Origin of the sequence: Microbispora corallina (genome assembly GCF_016863035.1) — a bacterium.
Classification (GTDB): Bacteria; Actinomycetota; Actinomycetes; order Streptosporangiales; family Streptosporangiaceae; genus Microbispora; species Microbispora corallina.
Genome location: NZ_BOOC01000005.1, coordinates 201,433 through 219,958 on the forward strand (window position 1 = coordinate 201,433; position 18,526 = coordinate 219,958).

Annotated in this window: 17 protein-coding genes; 7 read left to right on the forward strand and 10 right to left on the reverse strand. The window is 72.4% G+C overall.

The window, feature by feature from the left end; all coding sequences use genetic code 11:
* Window positions 1-81: 81 nt before the first annotated feature.
* From Mco01_RS08835 to Mco01_RS08860, 6 genes are all read right to left on the reverse strand, one after another.
* Window positions 82-1,608, reverse strand: coding sequence for an NADH-quinone oxidoreductase subunit N (locus Mco01_RS08835; protein WP_239103443.1), 1,527 nt, complete (start codon window positions 1,606-1,608; stop codon window positions 82-84).
* A 225-nt stretch (window positions 1,609-1,833) separates the two neighbouring features.
* Complete coding sequence (locus Mco01_RS08840) at window positions 1,834-3,450, reverse strand: complex I subunit 4 family protein (RefSeq protein ID WP_204056392.1); 1,617 nt, start codon at window positions 3,448-3,450, stop codon at window positions 1,834-1,836.
* A 55-nt stretch (window positions 3,451-3,505) separates the two neighbouring features.
* Complete coding sequence (locus Mco01_RS08845; protein WP_204056393.1) at window positions 3,506-5,401, reverse strand: NADH-quinone oxidoreductase subunit 5 family protein; 1,896 nt, start codon at window positions 5,399-5,401, stop codon at window positions 3,506-3,508.
* Window positions 5,398-5,739, reverse strand: a complete 342-nt coding sequence (gene nuoK / locus Mco01_RS08850) for an NADH-quinone oxidoreductase subunit NuoK (protein WP_036325478.1) — start codon at window positions 5,737-5,739, stop codon at window positions 5,398-5,400. The genes Mco01_RS08845 and nuoK overlap by 4 nt, the downstream gene beginning before the upstream one ends.
* A 39-nt stretch (window positions 5,740-5,778) precedes the next feature.
* Entirely contained in the window at window positions 5,779-6,318 is a 540-nt protein-coding gene (locus tag Mco01_RS08855) for an NADH-quinone oxidoreductase subunit J family protein (protein WP_204056394.1), read from the reverse strand.
* Window positions 6,315-7,271, reverse strand: coding sequence for a NuoI/complex I 23 kDa subunit family protein (locus Mco01_RS08860; RefSeq protein ID WP_239103444.1), 957 nt, complete (start codon window positions 7,269-7,271; stop codon window positions 6,315-6,317). The genes Mco01_RS08855 and Mco01_RS08860 overlap by 4 nt, the downstream gene beginning before the upstream one ends.
* Before the next feature lie 163 nt (window positions 7,272-7,434).
* On the opposite strand from Mco01_RS08860, the gene Mco01_RS08865 reads away from it, so the two are divergent.
* From Mco01_RS08865 to Mco01_RS08880, 4 genes are all read left to right on the forward strand, one after another.
* A complete protein-coding gene (locus Mco01_RS08865) occupies window positions 7,435-8,169 on the forward strand; it encodes a ComEA family DNA-binding protein (protein WP_204056395.1) in 735 nt (244 codons plus the stop codon).
* 101 nt (window positions 8,170-8,270) lie between these two features.
* Window positions 8,271-8,531, forward strand: coding sequence for a hypothetical protein (locus Mco01_RS08870; RefSeq protein ID WP_204056396.1), 261 nt, complete (start codon window positions 8,271-8,273; stop codon window positions 8,529-8,531).
* A 24-nt stretch (window positions 8,532-8,555) separates the two neighbouring features.
* The gene (locus Mco01_RS08875; protein WP_204056397.1) at window positions 8,556-10,544 is read left to right on the forward strand and encodes a hypothetical protein; all 1,989 of its coding nucleotides are present in this window, start codon (window positions 8,556-8,558) and stop codon (window positions 10,542-10,544) included.
* The gene (locus tag Mco01_RS08880; protein WP_204056398.1) at window positions 10,541-10,867 is read left to right on the forward strand and encodes a hypothetical protein; all 327 of its coding nucleotides are present in this window, start codon (window positions 10,541-10,543) and stop codon (window positions 10,865-10,867) included. Before Mco01_RS08875 ends, Mco01_RS08880 begins: the two co-directional genes overlap by 4 nt.
* Before the next feature lie 660 nt (window positions 10,868-11,527).
* Here the strand turns inward: Mco01_RS08880 and nuoH are convergent.
* Genes nuoH through Mco01_RS08900 form a run of 4 tightly spaced genes read right to left on the reverse strand, consistent with a single transcriptional unit; the run spans window position 11,528 to window position 14,002 of the window.
* Window positions 11,528-12,481 carry an NADH-quinone oxidoreductase subunit NuoH gene (nuoH, locus tag Mco01_RS08885; RefSeq protein WP_204056399.1) on the reverse strand — a complete coding sequence of 318 codons (954 nt, stop codon included), beginning with the start codon at window positions 12,479-12,481 and terminating at the stop codon, window positions 11,528-11,530.
* Window positions 12,474-13,022: an NADH-quinone oxidoreductase subunit C gene (locus tag Mco01_RS08890; RefSeq protein ID WP_204056400.1), complete on the reverse strand. Its 549-nt coding sequence runs from the start codon at window positions 13,020-13,022 to the stop codon at window positions 12,474-12,476. Before Mco01_RS08890 ends, nuoH begins: the two co-directional genes overlap by 8 nt.
* Entirely contained in the window at window positions 13,019-13,609 is a 591-nt protein-coding gene (locus tag Mco01_RS08895) for an NADH-quinone oxidoreductase subunit B (protein ID WP_307825565.1), read from the reverse strand. The genes Mco01_RS08890 and Mco01_RS08895 overlap by 4 nt, the downstream gene beginning before the upstream one ends.
* Before the next feature lie 21 nt (window positions 13,610-13,630).
* Entirely contained in the window at window positions 13,631-14,002 is a 372-nt protein-coding gene (locus Mco01_RS08900; RefSeq protein WP_204056401.1) for an NADH-quinone oxidoreductase subunit A, read from the reverse strand.
* A 431-nt stretch (window positions 14,003-14,433) separates the two neighbouring features.
* Here Mco01_RS08900 and Mco01_RS08905 point away from each other — a divergent pair, with 431 nt between their 5' ends.
* The 3 genes from Mco01_RS08905 (at window position 14,434) to Mco01_RS08915 (ending at window position 18,485) form a co-directional block, all read left to right on the forward strand.
* Window positions 14,434-16,278, forward strand: coding sequence for a 2-oxoacid:acceptor oxidoreductase subunit alpha (locus Mco01_RS08905; protein WP_204056402.1), 1,845 nt, complete (start codon window positions 14,434-14,436; stop codon window positions 16,276-16,278).
* Window positions 16,271-17,341 carry a 2-oxoacid:ferredoxin oxidoreductase subunit beta gene (locus Mco01_RS08910; RefSeq protein ID WP_204056403.1) on the forward strand — a complete coding sequence of 357 codons (1,071 nt, stop codon included), beginning with the start codon at window positions 16,271-16,273 and terminating at the stop codon, window positions 17,339-17,341. Before Mco01_RS08905 ends, Mco01_RS08910 begins: the two co-directional genes overlap by 8 nt.
* A gap of 187 nt (window positions 17,342-17,528) precedes the next feature.
* Window positions 17,529-18,485 carry an NAD-dependent epimerase/dehydratase family protein gene (locus tag Mco01_RS08915; protein ID WP_204056404.1) on the forward strand — a complete coding sequence of 319 codons (957 nt, stop codon included), beginning with the start codon at window positions 17,529-17,531 and terminating at the stop codon, window positions 18,483-18,485.
* The last annotated feature ends 41 nt before the right edge of the window (window positions 18,486-18,526 follow it).

Here is an 18,526-nt window from a genome sequence, read left to right on the forward strand (position 1 = left end):
AGCCGTACCAACGCATATGGCCTGGGCGAACGTTCCCATCCGGGCACCCCGGAACGCGGCGGGCCTCGGCGGAGTGCGGCGTCAGCCGAGGGCGGACAGCACCACCTGCGGGACGACGGAGAAGACCACCGTGACGGTGAGCGCGATCCCGGCCGCGACGGCGACGGGCGCGTTCGCCTCCTGGCGGCCGCCCGCCTCGGCCGGGGTGAACAGCCGGGCCGTCCAGGCGATGTAGTAGTAGAGGCCGACGACCGTGTTGACGGCCATGACGACAGCCAGCCAGCCGAGCCCGCCCGCGACGATCTCGCGGAAGACCACGACCTTGGCGAACAGGCCCGCCAGCCCGGGCGGCAGCCCGGCCAGGCAGACGAGGGAGAAGGCGAGCGCCAGCCCGGACGCCGGCGACCGCAGGGCCATCCCCCGGTAGTCGTCGAGCGTGTTCCGCTCTCGCTCGCTCGACACGCGCATCACGACGGCGAAGGCCACGAGGTTCATCGCGGCGTAGAACACGAGATAGGCGACCGAGGCGGAGACGGCGCCGCCCGTGTGCCCGGCCCGGCCCGTCGCGGTGAAGGCGGCCAGCGGCGCGAGGATGTAGCCGGACTGGGCCACCGACGACCAGGCCAGCAGGCGGACGGCGTGGCGCTGCCGGAGGGCCAGCACGTTGCCCGCTGTCATGGTCAGGGCGGCCACGATCGCGATCACCGGCGACCAGATCGCGGCCTGCCGGCTCAGCGCGACCGTGAGGATCAGAATGAGCCCGGCGAACCCGGCCGCCTTGGAGATCACCGACAGCAGGGCCGCCACCGGGACCGGCGCGCCCCGGTACACGTCCCCGGCCCAGAAGTGGAACGGCACAGCCGCGATCTTGAAGGCGAACCCCGCCAGCACGAGCACGACGGCGACCGTCGTCACCCCCGCGCCGCCGTACGGCATCTGGGGATGGGCGGTCGCGTAGAACGTGGCGATCCGGTCGAGATGGACCGACCCGGTGACGCCGTACAGCAGCGAGACGCCGAACAGCATGACCGCCGTGGACACCACGGACACGAGCAGGAGCTTGAGCGCGGCCTCCGACGCCCGGCCGTCGTACCGCCGCAGTGCGGTCAGCGCGAACACCGGGAGCGAGACGAGCTCCAGCGACACGACCAGCATGATCAGGTCGCGCGAGGCCGGGAGCAGGACGGCGCCGGTCAGCGTGGCCAGCAGCAGGAAGTACCACTCCCCCGCCGGGGTCCGCGCGATCGCCACCTCGGACATCGACAGCAGCACCACGACCAGCCCGGCCGCGAGCACGACGGCCGCGATGACCAGCGTGAACCGGTCGGCCACGAACGAGCACGACGCCTGCGAGCCCGCGGACTCCCCGCCGCCGAGGGACGCCGGGACGCAGAAGGTCTCCCTCCGGACGCCCTGGACGGCCTGGACGGCGACCACGGCCAGCGCCGCCGCCACGCCGGCCAGCGTGACGCCGCCGAGCAGCCGCCGCCCGCCGGGCCGCGCGGGAAGCGTCGCGTCCAGCACCAGCACCAGCCCGGCCGTCAGCGCCACGACCAGCGGCGCCGCCACGGCGGCGTAGTCGATGCCCTGGATCACCTGTCCGCTCACGCCCTCACCCCCGCCGCTCGCCCGTCGGCGGAACCAGCCACCCGGGCCGCGCGAGCCGCCGGACGCCTGCGCTCACCCCGGCCCGGATCCTCGCGGTGAGTTGCCGGACACCCGCGCTCGCCTCGGCGGGCGGCGGCTGCTCGGCGGCGGCCCGGGCACCTCGGCGGCCGACGTGCCACGCTCTCTCGCGGCGGTCTGGGAGGGCCGGGCGCGGCGGCGACGGGCTCATGGGGTCACCCCCTGGCCGAGGACGGCCTGGACGGCCGGGGTGGTCACGGCCAGGAGGGCCTTGGGCCACAGGCCGAAGGCCAGGGTGAGCGCGACCAGCGGCAGCCAGGCGGCCAGCTCGTGCCCCGTCACGTCCCACGTGGGCCGGGCGGGCTCCTCGACCTCGGCGACGGCCGTCCCGGTGGCGACGGGCTCGACCGGCTCGCCGGGGCCGAGCACCTCGCGGATCTCCTCGGCCGAGGTCAGCGGCGGGCCCGCAGGGACGGTCTCCGTCGGGCGGCCGTGGGTCACCCGCGACAGCATGACGAGGAAGTACGCGGCGGTCAGCACGGTCCCGAGGCCGCCCACGGCCATGAAGACGAGGAACAGCGGCCGGGACAACGCGGCGGCGGGACGGAACGCGCCCAGCAGCGCGAGCATCTCCCCCCAGAACCCGGCGAGCCCCGGCAGCCCGAGCGAGGCGACGCAGGCGAAGGTCAGCAGCGAGCCGATGTACGGCAGGCGGCGCAGCATCCCGCCGCCCATCCGGACCATGTCGGCCGTGCCGTACCGCTCCTTGACTGCACCGGCGAGGAAGAACAGCAGGCCGGTGATCAGCCCGTGGGCGACGTTGCCGAACAGCGCCGCGTTCATGCCGACCGGCGTGAGCGTCGCGAAGCCGAGCAGCACGAAGCCCATATGGCCGACCGACGAGTAGGCGATCATGCGCTTGAGGTCGCGCTGGGCGAGGCAGGCCAGCGAGCCGTACACGATGCCGACCACCGCGAACGCCCCCAGCCAGGGCGCGAGCGTCGCGGCGCCCTCAGGAAGGACCGGGATCGCGATCCGGGCGAAGCCGTACGTGCCCATCTTGAGCAGGACGCCCGCGAGCAGGACCGAGCCGACCGTCGGGGCCTCGGTGTGCGCGTCGGGCAGCCAGGTGTGCAGCGGCCACATCGGCGTCTTGACCGCCAGGCCGACCCCGATCGCGAGGAAGGCGAGGACCTGGGCCGTCCGGGGGATGCCCGAGCCGTGCCGCGCGGCCAGATCGGCGATGTCGAGCGTGCCCGTCTGGGCCCACACAACGAGCAGGCCGATCAGCAGCAGCGCCGAGCCGAGGAGCGTGTAGAGGATGAACTTCACGGCCGCCGCGCGGCGGGCCGGCCCGCCCCAGATCGCGATCACGAAGTACATCGGGACCAGCACGACCTCGAAGAACACGAAGAACAGCAGCAGGTCGAGGGCGAGGAACGTGCCGATCATCCCGACCTCGAGCACGAGCAGCGTGAACGCCAGGGCGCGCGGTCGCCCGCCCTCGGGACGGTGCCGGGCAAGGTGGACGAAGCACAGGAACACGAGCAGCGCCGTCAGCACGACCAGCGGCAGCGAGATCCCGTCGACGCCCAGGTGGAACCGCAGGCCGAGCCCCGGGCTCCAGGGCACGTCGAGCCCCAGCTGAATGCGTCCGGCGTCCCGGTAGTCGAAGACCGCCGCGACCACCAGGGCGAGGACGAGGGCCGCGCCCGAGACGGCGATCCCGTACGCCGAGGTCGACCGGCCGCGGAACACGGGCAAGGCGAGCGCCGCCGCCCCCAGCAGCGGGACGGCCAGGAGGACCGCCGGCAACGCGCTCATGCCGCCACCCCCGTCGGCGTGCGGGCCGTTCGCGACGCGGCGCCCGATGGTCGGTTCATGTGAGCACCACCGCCGCGACCGCGATCAGCAGGAGCCCGGCGAGCAGGCCGGTGACGTAGAGCTGGGCGTTGCCTGTCTGGGCCAGCCGTACGAGGGTGGACAGGCCGAGGGTGGCCCGGCCGGAGCCGCGGACGGCGCCGTCGACCACCTTCGCGTCGGTCCGGACGACCCCGCGGGCGAGGCGCAGGACGGGACGGACGATCAGGGCCGCGTACAGCGCGTCGACGTAGAAGGCCCGCTCGCACGGCGCCTGGAACGGGCCGAGCATCCGCGCCGGATCCTGGTCGGGCGCGCCGCGCCACAGGGCGTAGACGATCCCGGCGCCCAGCAGCGCGACGACGAGGCTGACCGCGGCCGACCCCCAGTCGACCTCCCGCACCCCCGCGAACCCGAGCAGCAACGCCGGGACGGCCAGCACGCCGACCGGCCAGAGCATCGACCGGGGCGCCTCGCGGCCGTCGAACACGTGGGCCGTGCCGGGAGGCGGTTCGGGCAGCGGCTCGATCCTGGCCGGCCCGAAGAACGTGCGCAGCCAGGCCCGCGTCGCGTACGCGCCGGTCACCCCGACCGTGAGCAGGGCGGAGGCGTAGAGGAACGGCTGGGCGGCGCCCCGCGAGTGCTCGACGGCGGCGATCACGGCGTCCTTGCTGAAGAACCCGCTGGCCGGGGGCAGGCCCATGAGCGCGGCGAGGCCGATCGTCGTGGTCCAGAAGGTGACGGGCATGGCGGTGCGCAGGCCGCCCATGTGGCTCATGAGGTTGGACCCGGCGTGGTGGATGACCAGGCCCGCGCACAGGAACAGCAGCGCCTTGAACGCGCCGTGCGAGACCAGGTGGAACATCGCCGCCCGGTCCGAGCCCGCGGCGAGCGCCGCCGCCATGTACGCGAGCTGGCTGATCGTGGAGTAGGCGAGGACGCGTTTCAGGTCGTCCTGCGCCAGCGCCGCGAGGGCCGCGCCGAGCATGCCGACGGCCGCGACCACGCCGAGAACGTCGAGCGTGGGCTGGGCGCCGAGGAACACCGGGTAGAGCCGGGCCACGATGAAGATCCCCGCCGCGACCATCGTGGCGGCGTGGATGAGCGCGCTGATGGGCGTCGGGCCGGCCATCGCGTCGGGCAGCCACGTCTGCAGCGGCACCTGGGCGCTCTTTCCCGCGACGCCCGCGAGGAGCAGCAGCGTCCCCGCGACCGCGGTGCCCGTGGGGATGTCGGCGCGCAGGATGTCGTCGATGCGGAAGCTCCCGGCCGCGATCCCCAGCGTGAAGACGCCGAACAGGAACCCGACGTCGCCGAGCCGGGTGACGAGGAACGCCTTGACGGCCGCGCGCGAGTTGGCCCGGTCCTCCCACCAGTGCCCGATCAGGAGGTAGGAGCACAGGCCCATGATCTCCCAGCCGACGTAGAGCACGATGAGGTCGCCCGCGTAGACCACCAGCAGCATGGCGCTGGTGAACAGGCTGACGAACGCGCTGTAGGAGGGGTAGCGCGGCTCGTCCCGCATGTACCCCACCGAGTAGACCTGCACCGCCAGCGCGACCACGACCACGAGCATGCCCGCCAGCACCGACAATCCGTCGGCCCGCAGCGACACCGCGACCGGGACCGATCCCGTCTCGACGACGGAGAGCGTCCCCTCCAGCCGTCCCGGCAGGAGGTCCGTCCAGAAGGGACGGCCCTCCCCGGCGGGTACGGCGCCGCGCGTGAGGACGAGCACCAGCCAGACCGTGAGCGCGAGCGACGCCGTGGCGGCCGCGATCGCGAACCACGCCGCCCTCCGGTACGCCGCCCGATCCCCGGGCGCCTCGCGGCCCGTCCGCAGCCTGGAGGCGAGCAGGCCGGCGGCCGCGGCCAGGAAGGGCAGCAGGACGACGAGGGCGACGACGAAGATCACGACCGGACCTCCCCGTCCGCCTCACCGGGCGCCCGTTCGGAAAGCGCCCGGAGGCGGTCCACGTCGATCGTCTGGCGCGTGCGGAACACGGCGAGCACGATCGCCAGCCCCAGCCCGACCTCGGCGGCGGCGATCACGATGACGAACAGCGTGAGCACCTGGCCGCCGTGCAGCCGGTCGCGCAGCCAGACGTCGAAGGCCACCAGGTTGAGGTTGACCGCGTTGAGCATGAGCTCGACCGACATCAGCACGAGGATCGCGTTGCGCCGGGCCAGCACGCCGTACACGCCGATGGAGAACAGCAGCGCGGACACGACCACGGGGTAGACGACGTGCACGTCACCTCACCGTCCCGGGGGCGTCCGCCGCGCGGCCGGTCACTGCCGGCCCTTGATGTCGGTGCGGGACAGGACGATCGCCCCGATCAGGGCCGCGAGCAGGAGCACGGACAGGGCCTCGAACGGCAGGACCCAGGTGCGGAAGACGCTCGACCCGAGCGGCTTGGCCGCGCCCTGGCCGGGGTCGAGCGGCGCGTACGCCATCCGGAACCCGGACACCAGCACGGTCACCAGGACGGCGGCCATGGCGACGGCGACGAGCGCGGCGGCCCACGTGTTGCCCGAGTCGAGGTCGGCCGACCGGCCGATCGGCGCCCGGGTCAGCATGATGCCGAACAGCAGCAGCACGACGACCGCGCCGACGTAGATCAGCACCTGGACCCAGGCCACGAACTCGGCGGTCAGCACGAGGTAGCCGCCGGCGAGCGCGCCGAAGCAGACGACCAGCCACAGGGCCGCGTGGACGAGCTGCCGCGTCGTCACCACCAGGACGGCCGAGCCGAGCGTGACGGCGCCGAGCAGCAGAAAAATGATCTCCGGCCCCGACGGCGGCCAGAAGCCCGGCGCCTGCGCTGTCACGCGTCCTCCTCTGGCCCGTCCTTCGCGTCGCGTGGTCTGTCGGTGCCGTCGCCGGACCTCTTTGGAAGGGACCCGGGCGGCCGGATGGAGCGGATGTCCCGCATCGGCCTCGCCGGACGTCGAGGGGCGGCTCCGCCCGGCGCCTGTTCCGGCGAAGGCCCGCCGCCCGTCGCCCGCTCGGGCGAGGCCGCGCCACCCTCCGCCCCTTCGGGCGAAGAGGCGCCGCCCTCTGCCTGTTGCGGCGAGGGTCCGCCGCCCGCCTCGGCTCCGGGCGGGCCGTCCGGCCTCGCACCGGCCTCACTCGTCCCGGTTTCGGCCGCGCCCGACGCCGTCACGGCCGCATCGCCCGTCCCGGCTGCTGCTCCTGCTGTTCCAGCTCCGGCTTCGGCGCCGGGCCCTGCCTCCGGCCGGCTCGCCGTACGGGTGGGGCCGGGGCGCGCGGCGGCGGGACGAGCGGGACGTGAGGCGGCGGCGACCTCCTTGGGCGGCTCGGCCCCCACCTCGTGCGGCGGGGGCGGCGGGACGGTGGCCGTCCATTCCCCCAGCGTGTCCTTCTCGTGGATGAGGTCGCGGATGTCGTACTCGGAGTACTCGAACTCCGGAGACCAGAACAGCGCGTCGAACGGGCAGACCTCGATGCAGATCCCGCAGTACATGCACAGCGAGAAGTCGATGGCGAACCGGTCGAGCACGTTGCGGGCGCGCGGGCGGCCCCCCTCGGGCGCTGGCAGCGTCTCCTTGTGGGAATCGATGTAGATGCACCAGTCGGGGCATTCTCGGGCGCAGAGCATGCACACAGTGCAGTTCTCCTCGACCAGGGCGATCACGCCCCGGCTGCGAGGAGGCAGGTCGGGCTTGACCTCGGGATACTGCTGCGTCTCCGATTTGCGCAGCATGTGCCGCAGGGTCACGGCAAGGCCCTTGGCCAGCCCTTCTCCTGGTATGCGCGCCACAGGCAACATCATGACGCACAAAGGCCCACAGGTGAACGTGCGGGAGGCCTTCACCGGTTTTCCACATTGTCCACAGGGCTGTCCCCAGCTTCTCCACAAGATGTTCACCGGAACGTTGGAAAAGTGGAGAGCACGATTGCCGCGAAGTTCGTATTGTCGGCGCATGCACGGCTACGGGGGACCGGGACCGCAGGGGCAGAACTGGCCGCCGAACCCATACGGCGCCTACCCGCCGCCGCCCCCTCGGAAGGCCGGGCCGGGCAGTGTTCTATGGGCCCTCGCACCCCTGTTCACCTGCGGGTTCGCCGCGCCCTTCACGATCGGGTACGCCGCGGTCCGGCGGTGCAGCGCCTTGCTCGGGGCCACGGCCGCCCTGTACACCTCGGGCATCGTCGCGTGGATGTCCATCGTGGACGCGTACGACGACCAGAACACAATCCCCGTCGGCCCGGGCATTCTCATGGTCGCCGGGATGCTCGGGCCGTGGCTGGGAGCCACCGTGCACTCCCTGATCATCCGCGAGCGGGTCTTCGGCCCTCCACAGCCCCGTATGACGTCGGGCAACGAGCAGGCCATCGCGATGGCACAACACCGGCGGACGCTGCGGCAGCAGGCGCGGGAGCTGGCCGAGCGCGACGCCCTCCTCGCCCACGACCTGCGAATCGGGCGGCCCGACCTGCCCCGGCAGTACGACGACGGTGGCCTCGTCGACCTCAACCACGCGCCCGCCGAGGTGATCGCGGGCCTGCCCGGCATGACGCTCCCGCTGGCCCGTCAGGTGGTCGCCGCCCGGGACTCCGTGGGCGGCTTCGTCTCCGCCGAGGACGTGGCGGCCGCTGCCTCCCTCCCGCCCCACCTGACCCCCGAATTGGCCGAATACACCATCTACCTCTCGTAGCCGATGTGGTAATGCCCAATGTCGCCGCGGCTTTCCCTGGCTGATCGACGGACCGCTGCCTAGGCTTACGGAGCGTCAGCCGTACCGCGGGGAGGGGATCCGTGGCGCCATCCGAGCTCGCCGAATGCCGGGCAGACCTGGCCGCGGCGGCCGCCGCCGTACGCGAGATCCTCGACGCCCTCGGAGCGGTGCCGCCGCTAATGGGCGACCGGACCTGGCAGGGCCCGCCGGCCGACCGGTGGGCCGCCGGATGGAACGTTCGACGCAACCGGCTCACCGCGCTGCTCCACGCCGTGCTGGCCGAGCAGCCCCACCTCATCGCGCGTCAGGAGGAGGCCGAGCGACGCGCGACCGCCTCGTGACCGGCCGTACCAGGAGAGGACGACGTGGGGGAATTCGTCGGAGTCGATCCCGCCAACCTGCGGGAGCTGACGGCCCGGCTCCAGCGGCTGCACGACGTGCTGGCCCGCCAGACACCGGTGGTCCAGCAGAAGATGCAGAAATGGGGCAGCGAGATCGGGTTCGCCGCACTTCCGAGCCTGGTCGCCGAGGCGCTCGACGACGCCCGTGACATGACGGCCAGGACCGGCCGGGCGTACGAACTGGCCCGTGAGAAGGGGTGGAGCCCTCTCGCCCCGGCCGGCGGCGTACTCGCCTTCAACCAGGACCCGCCTCCGCTCGTCCAGCTCGACTGGACCGCCCTCGGGCAGAGCGCAGGCCAGGCCCGGCACGACGCCGCGGAGCTGGCAAGGATTCTCGGGGACGCCACGGCGTCCGGGACGAGTCCCGCCGAGGCCCTCCGCTCGGTCGCCGAGAGTCTGCGCGGCCACCTGGACGACGCGGACTACCTCGCCGCCTTCTGGGACTCGATCGCGCCGCTCGCCGCCGGGCTCGCGCGGCGCCTGCACGACCGGGGTCCCGCCGCCGGGCCGCTGCTCGACGCGTCCGCCGCGACCCTTCTGGCCGCTTTCGGCGCCGCCCTCGCGGCCGCCTCACGGCTGCGGCGTCCGGAGAGGCCCGGCGATCCGGCCCTGTCCCGCGCCGCCCTCGACGCGCTGGAATCCGGGGACCCCTGGTCCGTCGGCATGCTGCTGAAGTACGGCCCCCCGGGCTCCTCCTGGGACCCGGCGGTCCTGGCCGGCCTCACCCGTGCCCTCCTGGACGCCCGGCACGCCGGGAAGATCAGCTGGCCGAGCCCCCGGCAGGGCATCGGGTCCGAGGCCGACGCCGCCCGCTACCAGCGGGAGATGGCCGGCTTCGACCCCGTCGCCGCCGTCCTCACCCGGGCCGCCGAGAACGGCGAGGCCGCCCGGCAGGTGCTCGGCGACCCGCACAGCGGCCTCGCCTACGCCCGGATGCTGGTGAGCGACTCCTGGCACACCCCCGGGTACGACCGCACGCCGTTCGTCGGCGACTACCTGAAAGCCGACGGGCCCATTCCACCCCAGGGCCAGATCTTCGACGCCGCCCCCGCCGCCGCCTTCCTCCGCGCCGCCGTCTCGGCCCCTCGCGGCACCGGCCTCGACGCCCAGCGCTCCGCCTGGTCGGTCGTCCACATCGTCACGGCCACCTCCGACTTCGCCAAGGCCAACCCGGGCGCGCTCCTCCCCCACGAGATCCGCCAGGCCCTCCTCTACACCGCCGACCGCTACCTCCCCGACTTCGCGAAGTCGGTCGGTCACGACTTCTCGTCCATGGCGCTGCCGCGAGGGAACGAGGCCGGGAATCCGTGGGTCGTCGTCGTGCGGAGCAGCCACCTCGAAGCACTGCTCGATCAGGCTCTGCAGGAACCGGAGGAGTTCGGGACGTTCACGGGAATGATGAACGCGCGCGTCACACTCGCCGTGGCCGCCACGATCAAGGACCCGTCGGATGCCGACTACGTGAGCGAGATGGCGGGTCTCTACGGACTTGTCCAGCGGCTGCACAACGACCAGCACTTCGTGAACGCTCAGCTGAAGGACGAGGAGGCCGCACGCGATCAGACCGCCCTCGCATTGTTCACGGGGAGCTTCGGGGCGCTGAGCTTCTCGAATCCGTGGGGTCCGGGCGCTATCGCGCAGTTCCTCACCGGCACCGCGGCCCCCGCGGTCGACGCCTCGCTCGACACCGGACACGCGCTGGAGGCCGTGAAGGAGAACGCGGACGCCTTCCGGGACCGGGTCCTGCACATCGAGGTCCCGGTGGTTCAGGGACTGGTTGTGGCGGGTGTCCTGCGTCCGCCGAATGACGCTCCCTGGTTCAGGAGCGGAATGGTCGTGCCGGACGCCCACCTTGTGGAGTGGATCAGCGAGCACGCCGAGACCCGATATGGCGGCAAGTCCCTGCAGCAGTGGATCAGAGCGGCCCAGGAGGCCATGAGGATGCAGCAGTGAGGACACACGTGGTGTTCGCGCTCGGTGCGGCACTCCTGCTCGCCGGATGCACGCGGACGGATACGCACCGACCGGTCGACGACGAGGCGAGACGTCGCGATCAGGCGCTCGTCGCGGTAATCCAGTGCTTCGTCGACAACCGGGCGATCCCGGAGGGCGATCTTCGCGGCCAGCCCTGGCTGGTCGACGGCAGGGTCCGGGCGGGAGCCGAACTGGTCGAGTGGCTCAGCGTCCACAGGGACACGGTCTACGGGGGCAGGACGCTTCAGACGTGGGAGAACGAGGCGACGGCCGTGTGGCCGCGGTGGACGTGCCCGTTGTGAGTCGTCACAGGGTGGAGGTGGCGAGGGCGACGTACTCGGGCGGCGGGAGGGTGCGGATCTCGACGCTCACGCCGTGCCGTACGGCGAAGCGGTGGACGTCCTCGGGAGACCAGCGTCCCGGGAGGTGAAGGATCGGGCGGCCGGGAGGGACGAGGACGAACAGGCCGGTCAGGTCCTCTCACTGGTACAGCAGCAGACGCAGCGACGCGGCCAGCCCGTGGAACGCCCGCCGGTCCCCGCCCCCGCCTCGCGACGGGCCCGGCACCGCCGGCTGCCCCGCTCACGAATCCGTGGGCCACGGGCCCGGCGCGCGTGTTCCCGGGCTCGCGGGCCGCGGGGCCGGTCCGGGCTGCGCCGCCGCTGGAACCGTCGGCCGCCCGCCCTCGGGCGGAACCCGCTGGTCAGGCCCTGGACCCGGGACGGCGGGTGGCTGCGGCATCGGAATGGGCGGTGGGGCGACGAGGCGGGGCGGCGGTTTGCCTAATTTCGGCGGTGTGATCCGGTAGCAGGCCAGTGCCGCCGGCCGGCCGCGCGGGAGCCGTACGGAACGGCCGGACAGGAGGTCGGCGGCCACGAGACAGCCGTCGTCCCAGGACAGGCGGGTGGCGGGGCGTGGGCCGCGCCTACCGGTCGCGGGGCCCTGAGGCTCGACCTCAGATGTCACGCCAGGAGGACCTTGACGACCCCCGTGAGCGCGAGCTGGAGCAGGGCGAGCGGCACCAGGCCGACCCAGGCGAGCTTCTGAAGCTGGTCCTCGCGCAGCCGGGGGTAGCTGACGCGCACCCAGATCACCACGAACGCCAGGGCGAAGACCTTGACGAGCGTCCACACCGGGCCGGGCAGGAGCGGGCCCTGCCAGCCGCCGAGGAACAGAACGGTCGTCAGCGCCGACAGCACCACGATGCCCGCGTACTCCGCCAGCATGAACAGCGCGAAGCGGATGCCCGCGTACTCCGTCATCGGGCCCATGATGATCTCGGAGTCCGCGATCGGCATGTCGAACGGCGGCCGGCGCAGCTCGGCCAGGCCGGCGGTGAAGAACACGACGGCCCCGATCGCCTGCCAGGGCAGCCACCACCACCGCCACTGCTCGGCGATGCCCGTCAGCGACAGGGTGCCCGCCGCCATCGCCACGCTGGAGGCCGCCAGCACCAGGGGCAGCTCGTACGACATGAGCTGGGCCGCCGCCCGGATGCCGCCGAGCACGCTGTACTTGTTGGCCGACGCCCACCCGGCCATGATCGAGCCGAGCACGCCGACGCCCATGACGGCCAGCACGAAGAACAGCCCGGCGTCGAGGTCGGCGGCCACGAGCCCGGGCCCGACCGGGATGACGACCATCACGACGAGGTACGGCACGAGGGCGACGGCGGGCGCGATCGCGAAGACCCGCCGGTCGGCCGCGGCCGGGATCACGTCCTCCTTCTGGACGAACTTGACGCCGTCGGCGATGAGCTGGGCCCACCCGTGGAAGCCGCCCGCGTACATCGGCCCGAGACGCGACTGCATGTGCGCCATGGCCTTGTGCTCCATCTGCCCGACGATCAGCGGCAGCAGCAGGAAGGCCGCCACGACGACGACCAGGCGCACCGCGACGTCGAGCAGCTCAGCCATCGTCCCTCCGTTCCCGGCCGGCCCAGTCGGGCGGGACGCCGGGGGGCAGCATCTTGCGGCGGGACGGCGAGCCGTGGTCCGACTCGCCGGGTTCCTTGGCTCCCGGCCAGGACTTGGCGACCCGGGCGGCCAGCACGAAGTCCTTGCGCAGGGGGTGGCCCTCGAAGCCGTCCGGCAGCAGCAGCGGCCGCAGGTCGGGGTGGCCCTCGAAGACGACGCCGAACATCTCGTACGTCTCCCGCTCGTGCCAGTTCGCCCCGCGGAAGACGCCGGTGGCCGTGGGCAGGCGGGGGTCGGCGCGCGGCACCCGGGTGCGCACCAGCAGGTGGGCCACGGCGACCGGGTCGAAGACGTGGGCCACGACCCCGAAGGCGTCCGGCGGCTCGTCGACGCCGCTCAGCCAGTCGAAGAACTCGTAGCCCTCGGAACGGGCGAAGGCGAGCGTCTCGGCCCATTCGCCCGGCTCGACATCCAGCACCGGCTGCCCGAAGGAGTCGGACAGGCGGGGGCCGTACCGCTCGCGGACGGCGTCGACGCTCATGAGCCGCCGCCTGGAAGCGAGCCGCCGCCGGGCAGTGGACCCGGGCCGGGAGGCGACCCGCCGCCCGGCAGTGAGCCTGCGTCCGGGAGGTAGCGGTCGCTCAGCGTCTCGCCCGCGATCCGTTCCTGGAGCTTCATGATCCCGTGCAGCAGGGCCTCGGGCCGGGGCGGGCAGCCCGGGACGTAGACGTCCACCGGGATGATCTGGTCGACGCCCTTGGTCACGCAGTAGGAGTCCCAGTACGGCCCGCCGGAGTTGGAGCACGCGCCGAACGAGATCACGTACTTCGGGTCGGGCATCTGCTCGTAGAGCCGCAGGACGGCGGGGGCCATCTTGTCGGTCACCGTGCCGGACACGATCATGAGGTCGGCCTGGCGGGGGCCGTTGGCGAACGGGATCACCCCGAAGCGGATGAAGTCGTGCCTGCTCATCGAGGTGGCGATGAACTCGATCGCGCAGCAGGCGAGGCCGAAGTTGAACACCCAGAGCGAGTAGCGCCTGCCCCAGTTCAGCACGAACTTCATCGGCTTGGGCGCCAGCCGGGACGCCGGCCCCACCGAGGGCATCGGGAGATCGCTCACCGCCATACCGCCATTGTCCCCCCGTCCTCAGGTCCAGGCGAGCACCCGCTTGCGCCAGGCGTAGAGGATCCCGAGGGCGATGAAGGCGAGGAACACGAACATCTCCACCAGGGTCGTCATGCCGTACCCGGGGGCGGCGAAGACGGTCGCCCAGGGGAAGAGGAACACGGCGTCCACGGCGAACACCACATAGAGATAGGTGTAGACGTAGTAGCGGATCTGCGACTGCGCCCACCCCTCGCCGACGGGGTCGACGCCGCACTCGTACGTCGTGAGCTTCGCGGGGGTCGGCCGGTCGGGGCGGAGCATGCGGTTCGCGAACAGGCCGCCGGCGAAGATCCCCACGCCGACGAGGAGCAGCACGACGACGACCGCGTAGGAGCCGAAATACCCGTCCACGCCGACCATCTCCTCCCACACGGCCCCGCCCGCCGAGCATAACTCCGGCGGGCGCGATCTCACGTGGTGACCACCTGACGGCCGCAGCCCATGGTCGCGCATATAGTTGAGGATCGTGACCCGATGCATGCTCTACGCCCGCTTGCACGTGGACCTGTGCCTGCTGGCCGGGGCCCTGTGTCGGCCTGACGGATCACCGCTGTCACACGGCTGACGGTCGGCACCGGCGCCGCCCGGCGCGGCGGCCGACGACCGGTGGGACGCCCGCACAGCCCCGTGGCGATCCCCGAAGCCGGTGCGGCGTCGCGCCCACGACCGGAGAAGACGTGCGCACGACGGGAAAACAAGCGTGACCCCGATGGATCTAGCATGGATATGACAACGTGCCTCGAGCGGACGAGCCCGGGCGCGCCAAGGAGGACTGAGGAGCTGTGACCAAGCAGGTTCAGCAACTCGACCGCGTGATCATCCGGTTCGCGGGTGACTCCGGCGACGGGATGCAGCTCACCGGCGACCGGTTCACGTCGGAGACCGCGCAGTTCGGCAACGACCTGTCGACGCTGCCCAACTTCCCGGCGGAGATCCGCGCCCCCGCGGGCACTCTCCCCGGTGTGTCGAGCTTCCAGCTGCACTTCGCCGACCATGACATTCTGACTCCCGGCGACGCCCCCAACGTCCTGGTCGCCATGAACCCGGCGGCGCTCAAGGCGAACGTGGCCGACCTGCCGCGGGGCGCCGACATCATCGCCAACACCGACGAGTTCACCAAGCGCAACCTGGCCAAGGTGGGCTACGCCGGCAACCCGCTGGAGGACGAGTCGCTCGCCGAGTGGCGCGTCCACGCGGTGCCGCTGACGTCGCTGACCGTGCGCGCGCTCGAGGGCTTCGACGTGTCCAAGAAGGACGCCGAGCGGGCCAAGAACATGTTCGCGCTCGGGCTGCTGTCGTGGCTCTACCACCGGCCGACCGAGGGCACGATCAAGTTCCTCGAGGCGAAGTTCGCCAAGAAGCCCGAGATCGCCAAGGCGAACATCGCGGCCTTCCAGGCCGGGTGGAACTACGGCGAGACCACCGAGTCGTTCTCGGTCTCCTACGAGGTCAAGCCGGCGAGCCTGCCGCCGGGCGTGTACCGGAACATCTCCGGCAACCAGGCCCTGGCGTACGGGCTGATCGCGGCGTCGGTGCAGTCGGGGCTGCCGCTGTTCCTCGGCTCGTACCCGATCACCCCGGCCTCCGACATCCTGCACGAGCTGTCGAAGCACAAGCGGTTCGGCGTGCGGACGTTCCAGGCCGAGGACGAGATCGCGGGCGTGGGCGCCGCCCTCGGGGCGGCCTTCGGCGGATCGCTGGGGGTGACCACGACCTCCGGCCCGGGCGTCGCGCTCAAGGCCGAGACGGTCGGCCTGGCGGTGACCACCGAGCTTCCGCTGATCGTCGTGGACGTGCAGCGCGCCGGCCCCTCGACCGGCATGCCGACCAAGACCGAGCAGACCGACCTGCTGATGGCGATGTTCGGCCGCAACGGCGAGTCGCCGGTCCCGGTCCTGGCCGCGGCCACGCCGTCCGACTGCTTCCACATGGCCGTCGAGGCCGCGCGGATCGCGCTGAAGTACCGGACTCCGGTCATGCTGCTGTCGGACGGCTATCTGGCCAACGGCTCCGAGCCGTGGCGGGTCCCCGACCCGGCGGAGCTGCCCGACATCTCGATCGCCTTCACCACCGAGCCGAACGGCGCCGATGGCGCCTACCTGCCGTTCAAGCGCGATCCTGAGACGCTGGCCCGCCCCTGGGCGGTCCCGGGCACGGCGGGGCTGGAGCACCGCATCGGCGGCATCGAGAAGGCCGACGGCACCGGCAACATCTCCTACGACCCGGACAACCACGACAGGATGGTGCGGCTGCGCCAGGCCAAGATCGACGGGATCGACGTCCCCGATCTGGTCGTGGACGACCCCGACGGCGACGCCCGGGTGCTCGTGCTGGGCTGGGGCTCGACGTACGGGCCGATCGCGGCGGCCGTGCGCCGCGCCCGCAGGTCCGGCGGCAAGGTCGCCCAGGCGCACCTCCGCCACCTCAACCCGCTGCCGGGCAACACCGGCGACGTGCTGCGCTCCTACGACAAGGTGCTGCTGCCGGAGATCAACCTCGGGCAGCTCGCCATGCTGCTGCGCGCGCGCTTCCTGGTGGACGTCATCAGCTACAACCGGGTCCGCGGGCTTCCGTTCAAGGCCGAGGAGCTCGCCGCCGTCATTCAGGACGTGATCGAAAGTGACTGACATCTCCAACGGGGGCCTCAACGGCAAGGGCCTGGCCCTGGTGCCGAGGACGGAGACCGCGCAGACCCTGAAGGACTTCAAGTCCGACCAGGAGGTGCGCTGGTGCCCGGGCTGCGGCGACTACGCGATCCTCGCCGCCGTCCAGAGCTTCCTGCCGGAGCTGGGCCTGCGCCGGGAGAACATCGTGTTCGTCTCCGGCATCGGCTGCTCGTCCCGGTTCCCCTACTACCTCAACACGTACGGGTTCCACTCGATCCACGGGCGGGCTCCGGCCATCGCGACCGGCCTGGCCGCGTCACGGCCCGACCTGTCGGTGTGGGTGATCACCGGTGACGGCGACGCCCTGTCGATCGGCGGCAACCACCTCATCCACGCGCTGCGCCGCAACGTCAACCTGAACATCCTGCTGTTCAACAACAGGATCTACGGCCTGACCAAGGGGCAGTACTCCCCGACGTCGGAGATCGGCAAGATCACCAAGTCGACCCCGATGGGCTCGCTGGACAAGCCGTTCAACCCGATCTCGCTGGCGATCGGGGCGGAGGCCGGGTTCGTCGCCCGAACCATCGACTCCGACCGCAAGCACCTGCAGGGCGTGCTGCGCGAGGCCGCCGCCCACCGGGGCGCGTCGCTCGTCGAGATCTACCAGAACTGCAACATCTTCAACGACGGCGCCTTCGACGCGCTGAAGGACCCGGCCACCCGCGACGAGATCACGGTGAAGCTGGAGCACGGCCGTCCGATCGTCTTCGGCACCGGCGACAACGAGAAGGCCGTACGGCTGTCGCGCACCGGCGGCGTCGAGGTGGTGCGCCGCTCCGAGGTCTCCGACGACGAGATCCTCGTGCACGACGCCCACAACCCCGACCCGTCGGCGGCGTTCGCGCTGTCGCGCCTCGACGACCCGGCGTTCGAGCACGTGCCGATCGGCGTCTTCCGCTCGATCGACCGCCCGTCGTACGACCAGCTGATGAACGAGCAGCTGCAGACGGCCACGGCCGACAAGGGCCGGGGCAGCCTGGGCGACCTGCTGCTCGGCGGGGACACCTGGCGCATCGGCTGACCGCCGGCCCGGCGGGCGCGCCCGTCGGACGGCACGGACGCGACAGGGACCCCACCCTCCGGTGGGGTCCTTTCCGTTCCCGCCCGGGTGAACCCGGGGGGCGAGCGGCGCGTCCTCCAGTCCGGCCGCCGCCGTCCTGAGGGCCGGGTTCGGCGACCTCCCCAGATCCCCTCGCCGAGGAGAGCGTATGCCCCCGCAGCCGTCCGAGCCCGCCGACGCGGAGCGTCCCTCGTGGGCCGGAAGGCGCGCGCTGGTGACCGGGGCGAGCGGGTTCATCGGGTCCGGCCTGGCCCGCCGCCTCCGCGAGCTCGGCGCCGAGGTGCACGCGGTGAGCCGCCGCCCGCCGGAGCGGATAGGGCAGGGGGAGATCTGGCACGCGGCCGATCTCCGGTCCGCCGCCTCCGTCCAGGCGGTCGTGGACGCCGCCCGGCCCGACGTGGTCTTCCATCTGGCCGCCGAGGTGAACGGGGCGAGGGACCCCTCGGTCGTGCTGCCCACTCTGGAGAACACACTCGTCAGCACGGTCAACGTCCTCGGCGCGGCCGCCGTCCGGCCTGGCACGCGGGTGCTGCTGTGCGGGTCGAGCGAGGAGCCGCGGCCGGCGAACGGCCAGGCCCCGCCGCCCTCGCCGTACGCGGTGGCCAAGTGGGCCGCCACGGGGTACGCGCAGCTGTTCCAGCGGCTGTGGGACGTGCCGGTCGCGATCCTGCGGCCGACGATGGTCTACGGGCCCGGTCAACGGGACACCGGGAAGCTCGTGCCGTACGTGACGCTCGCGCTGCTGCGCGGCGAGGAGCCGCGGCTCACCAGCGGGACGAAGCCGGTCGACTGGGTGTACGTCGACGACGTGGTCGAGGCGTTCGCGACGGCGGGTCTGAGCGATGGAGCGGTCGGGCGGATCCTCGACATCGGCACCGGCACCCAGGTGCCCGTCCGGGACGCGGTCGCGCTGCTGTACCGGATCATGGACGCGCCGTCGCCGCCGCCGTTCGGCGCGGTCGCCGACCGTCCGCTGGACATCGCGCAGACCGCCGACATCGGCCCCGCGGCGGAGGTGCTGGGCTGGCGACCGGCGACCGGTCTGGAGGAGGGGCTGCGCCGTACCGTACGGTGGTACGCCGAGCGGCACCACCGGGGGGAGTAGCGAGTACGTCACGAAGGCCGGGATCCGCAGCGGCGGAGGCG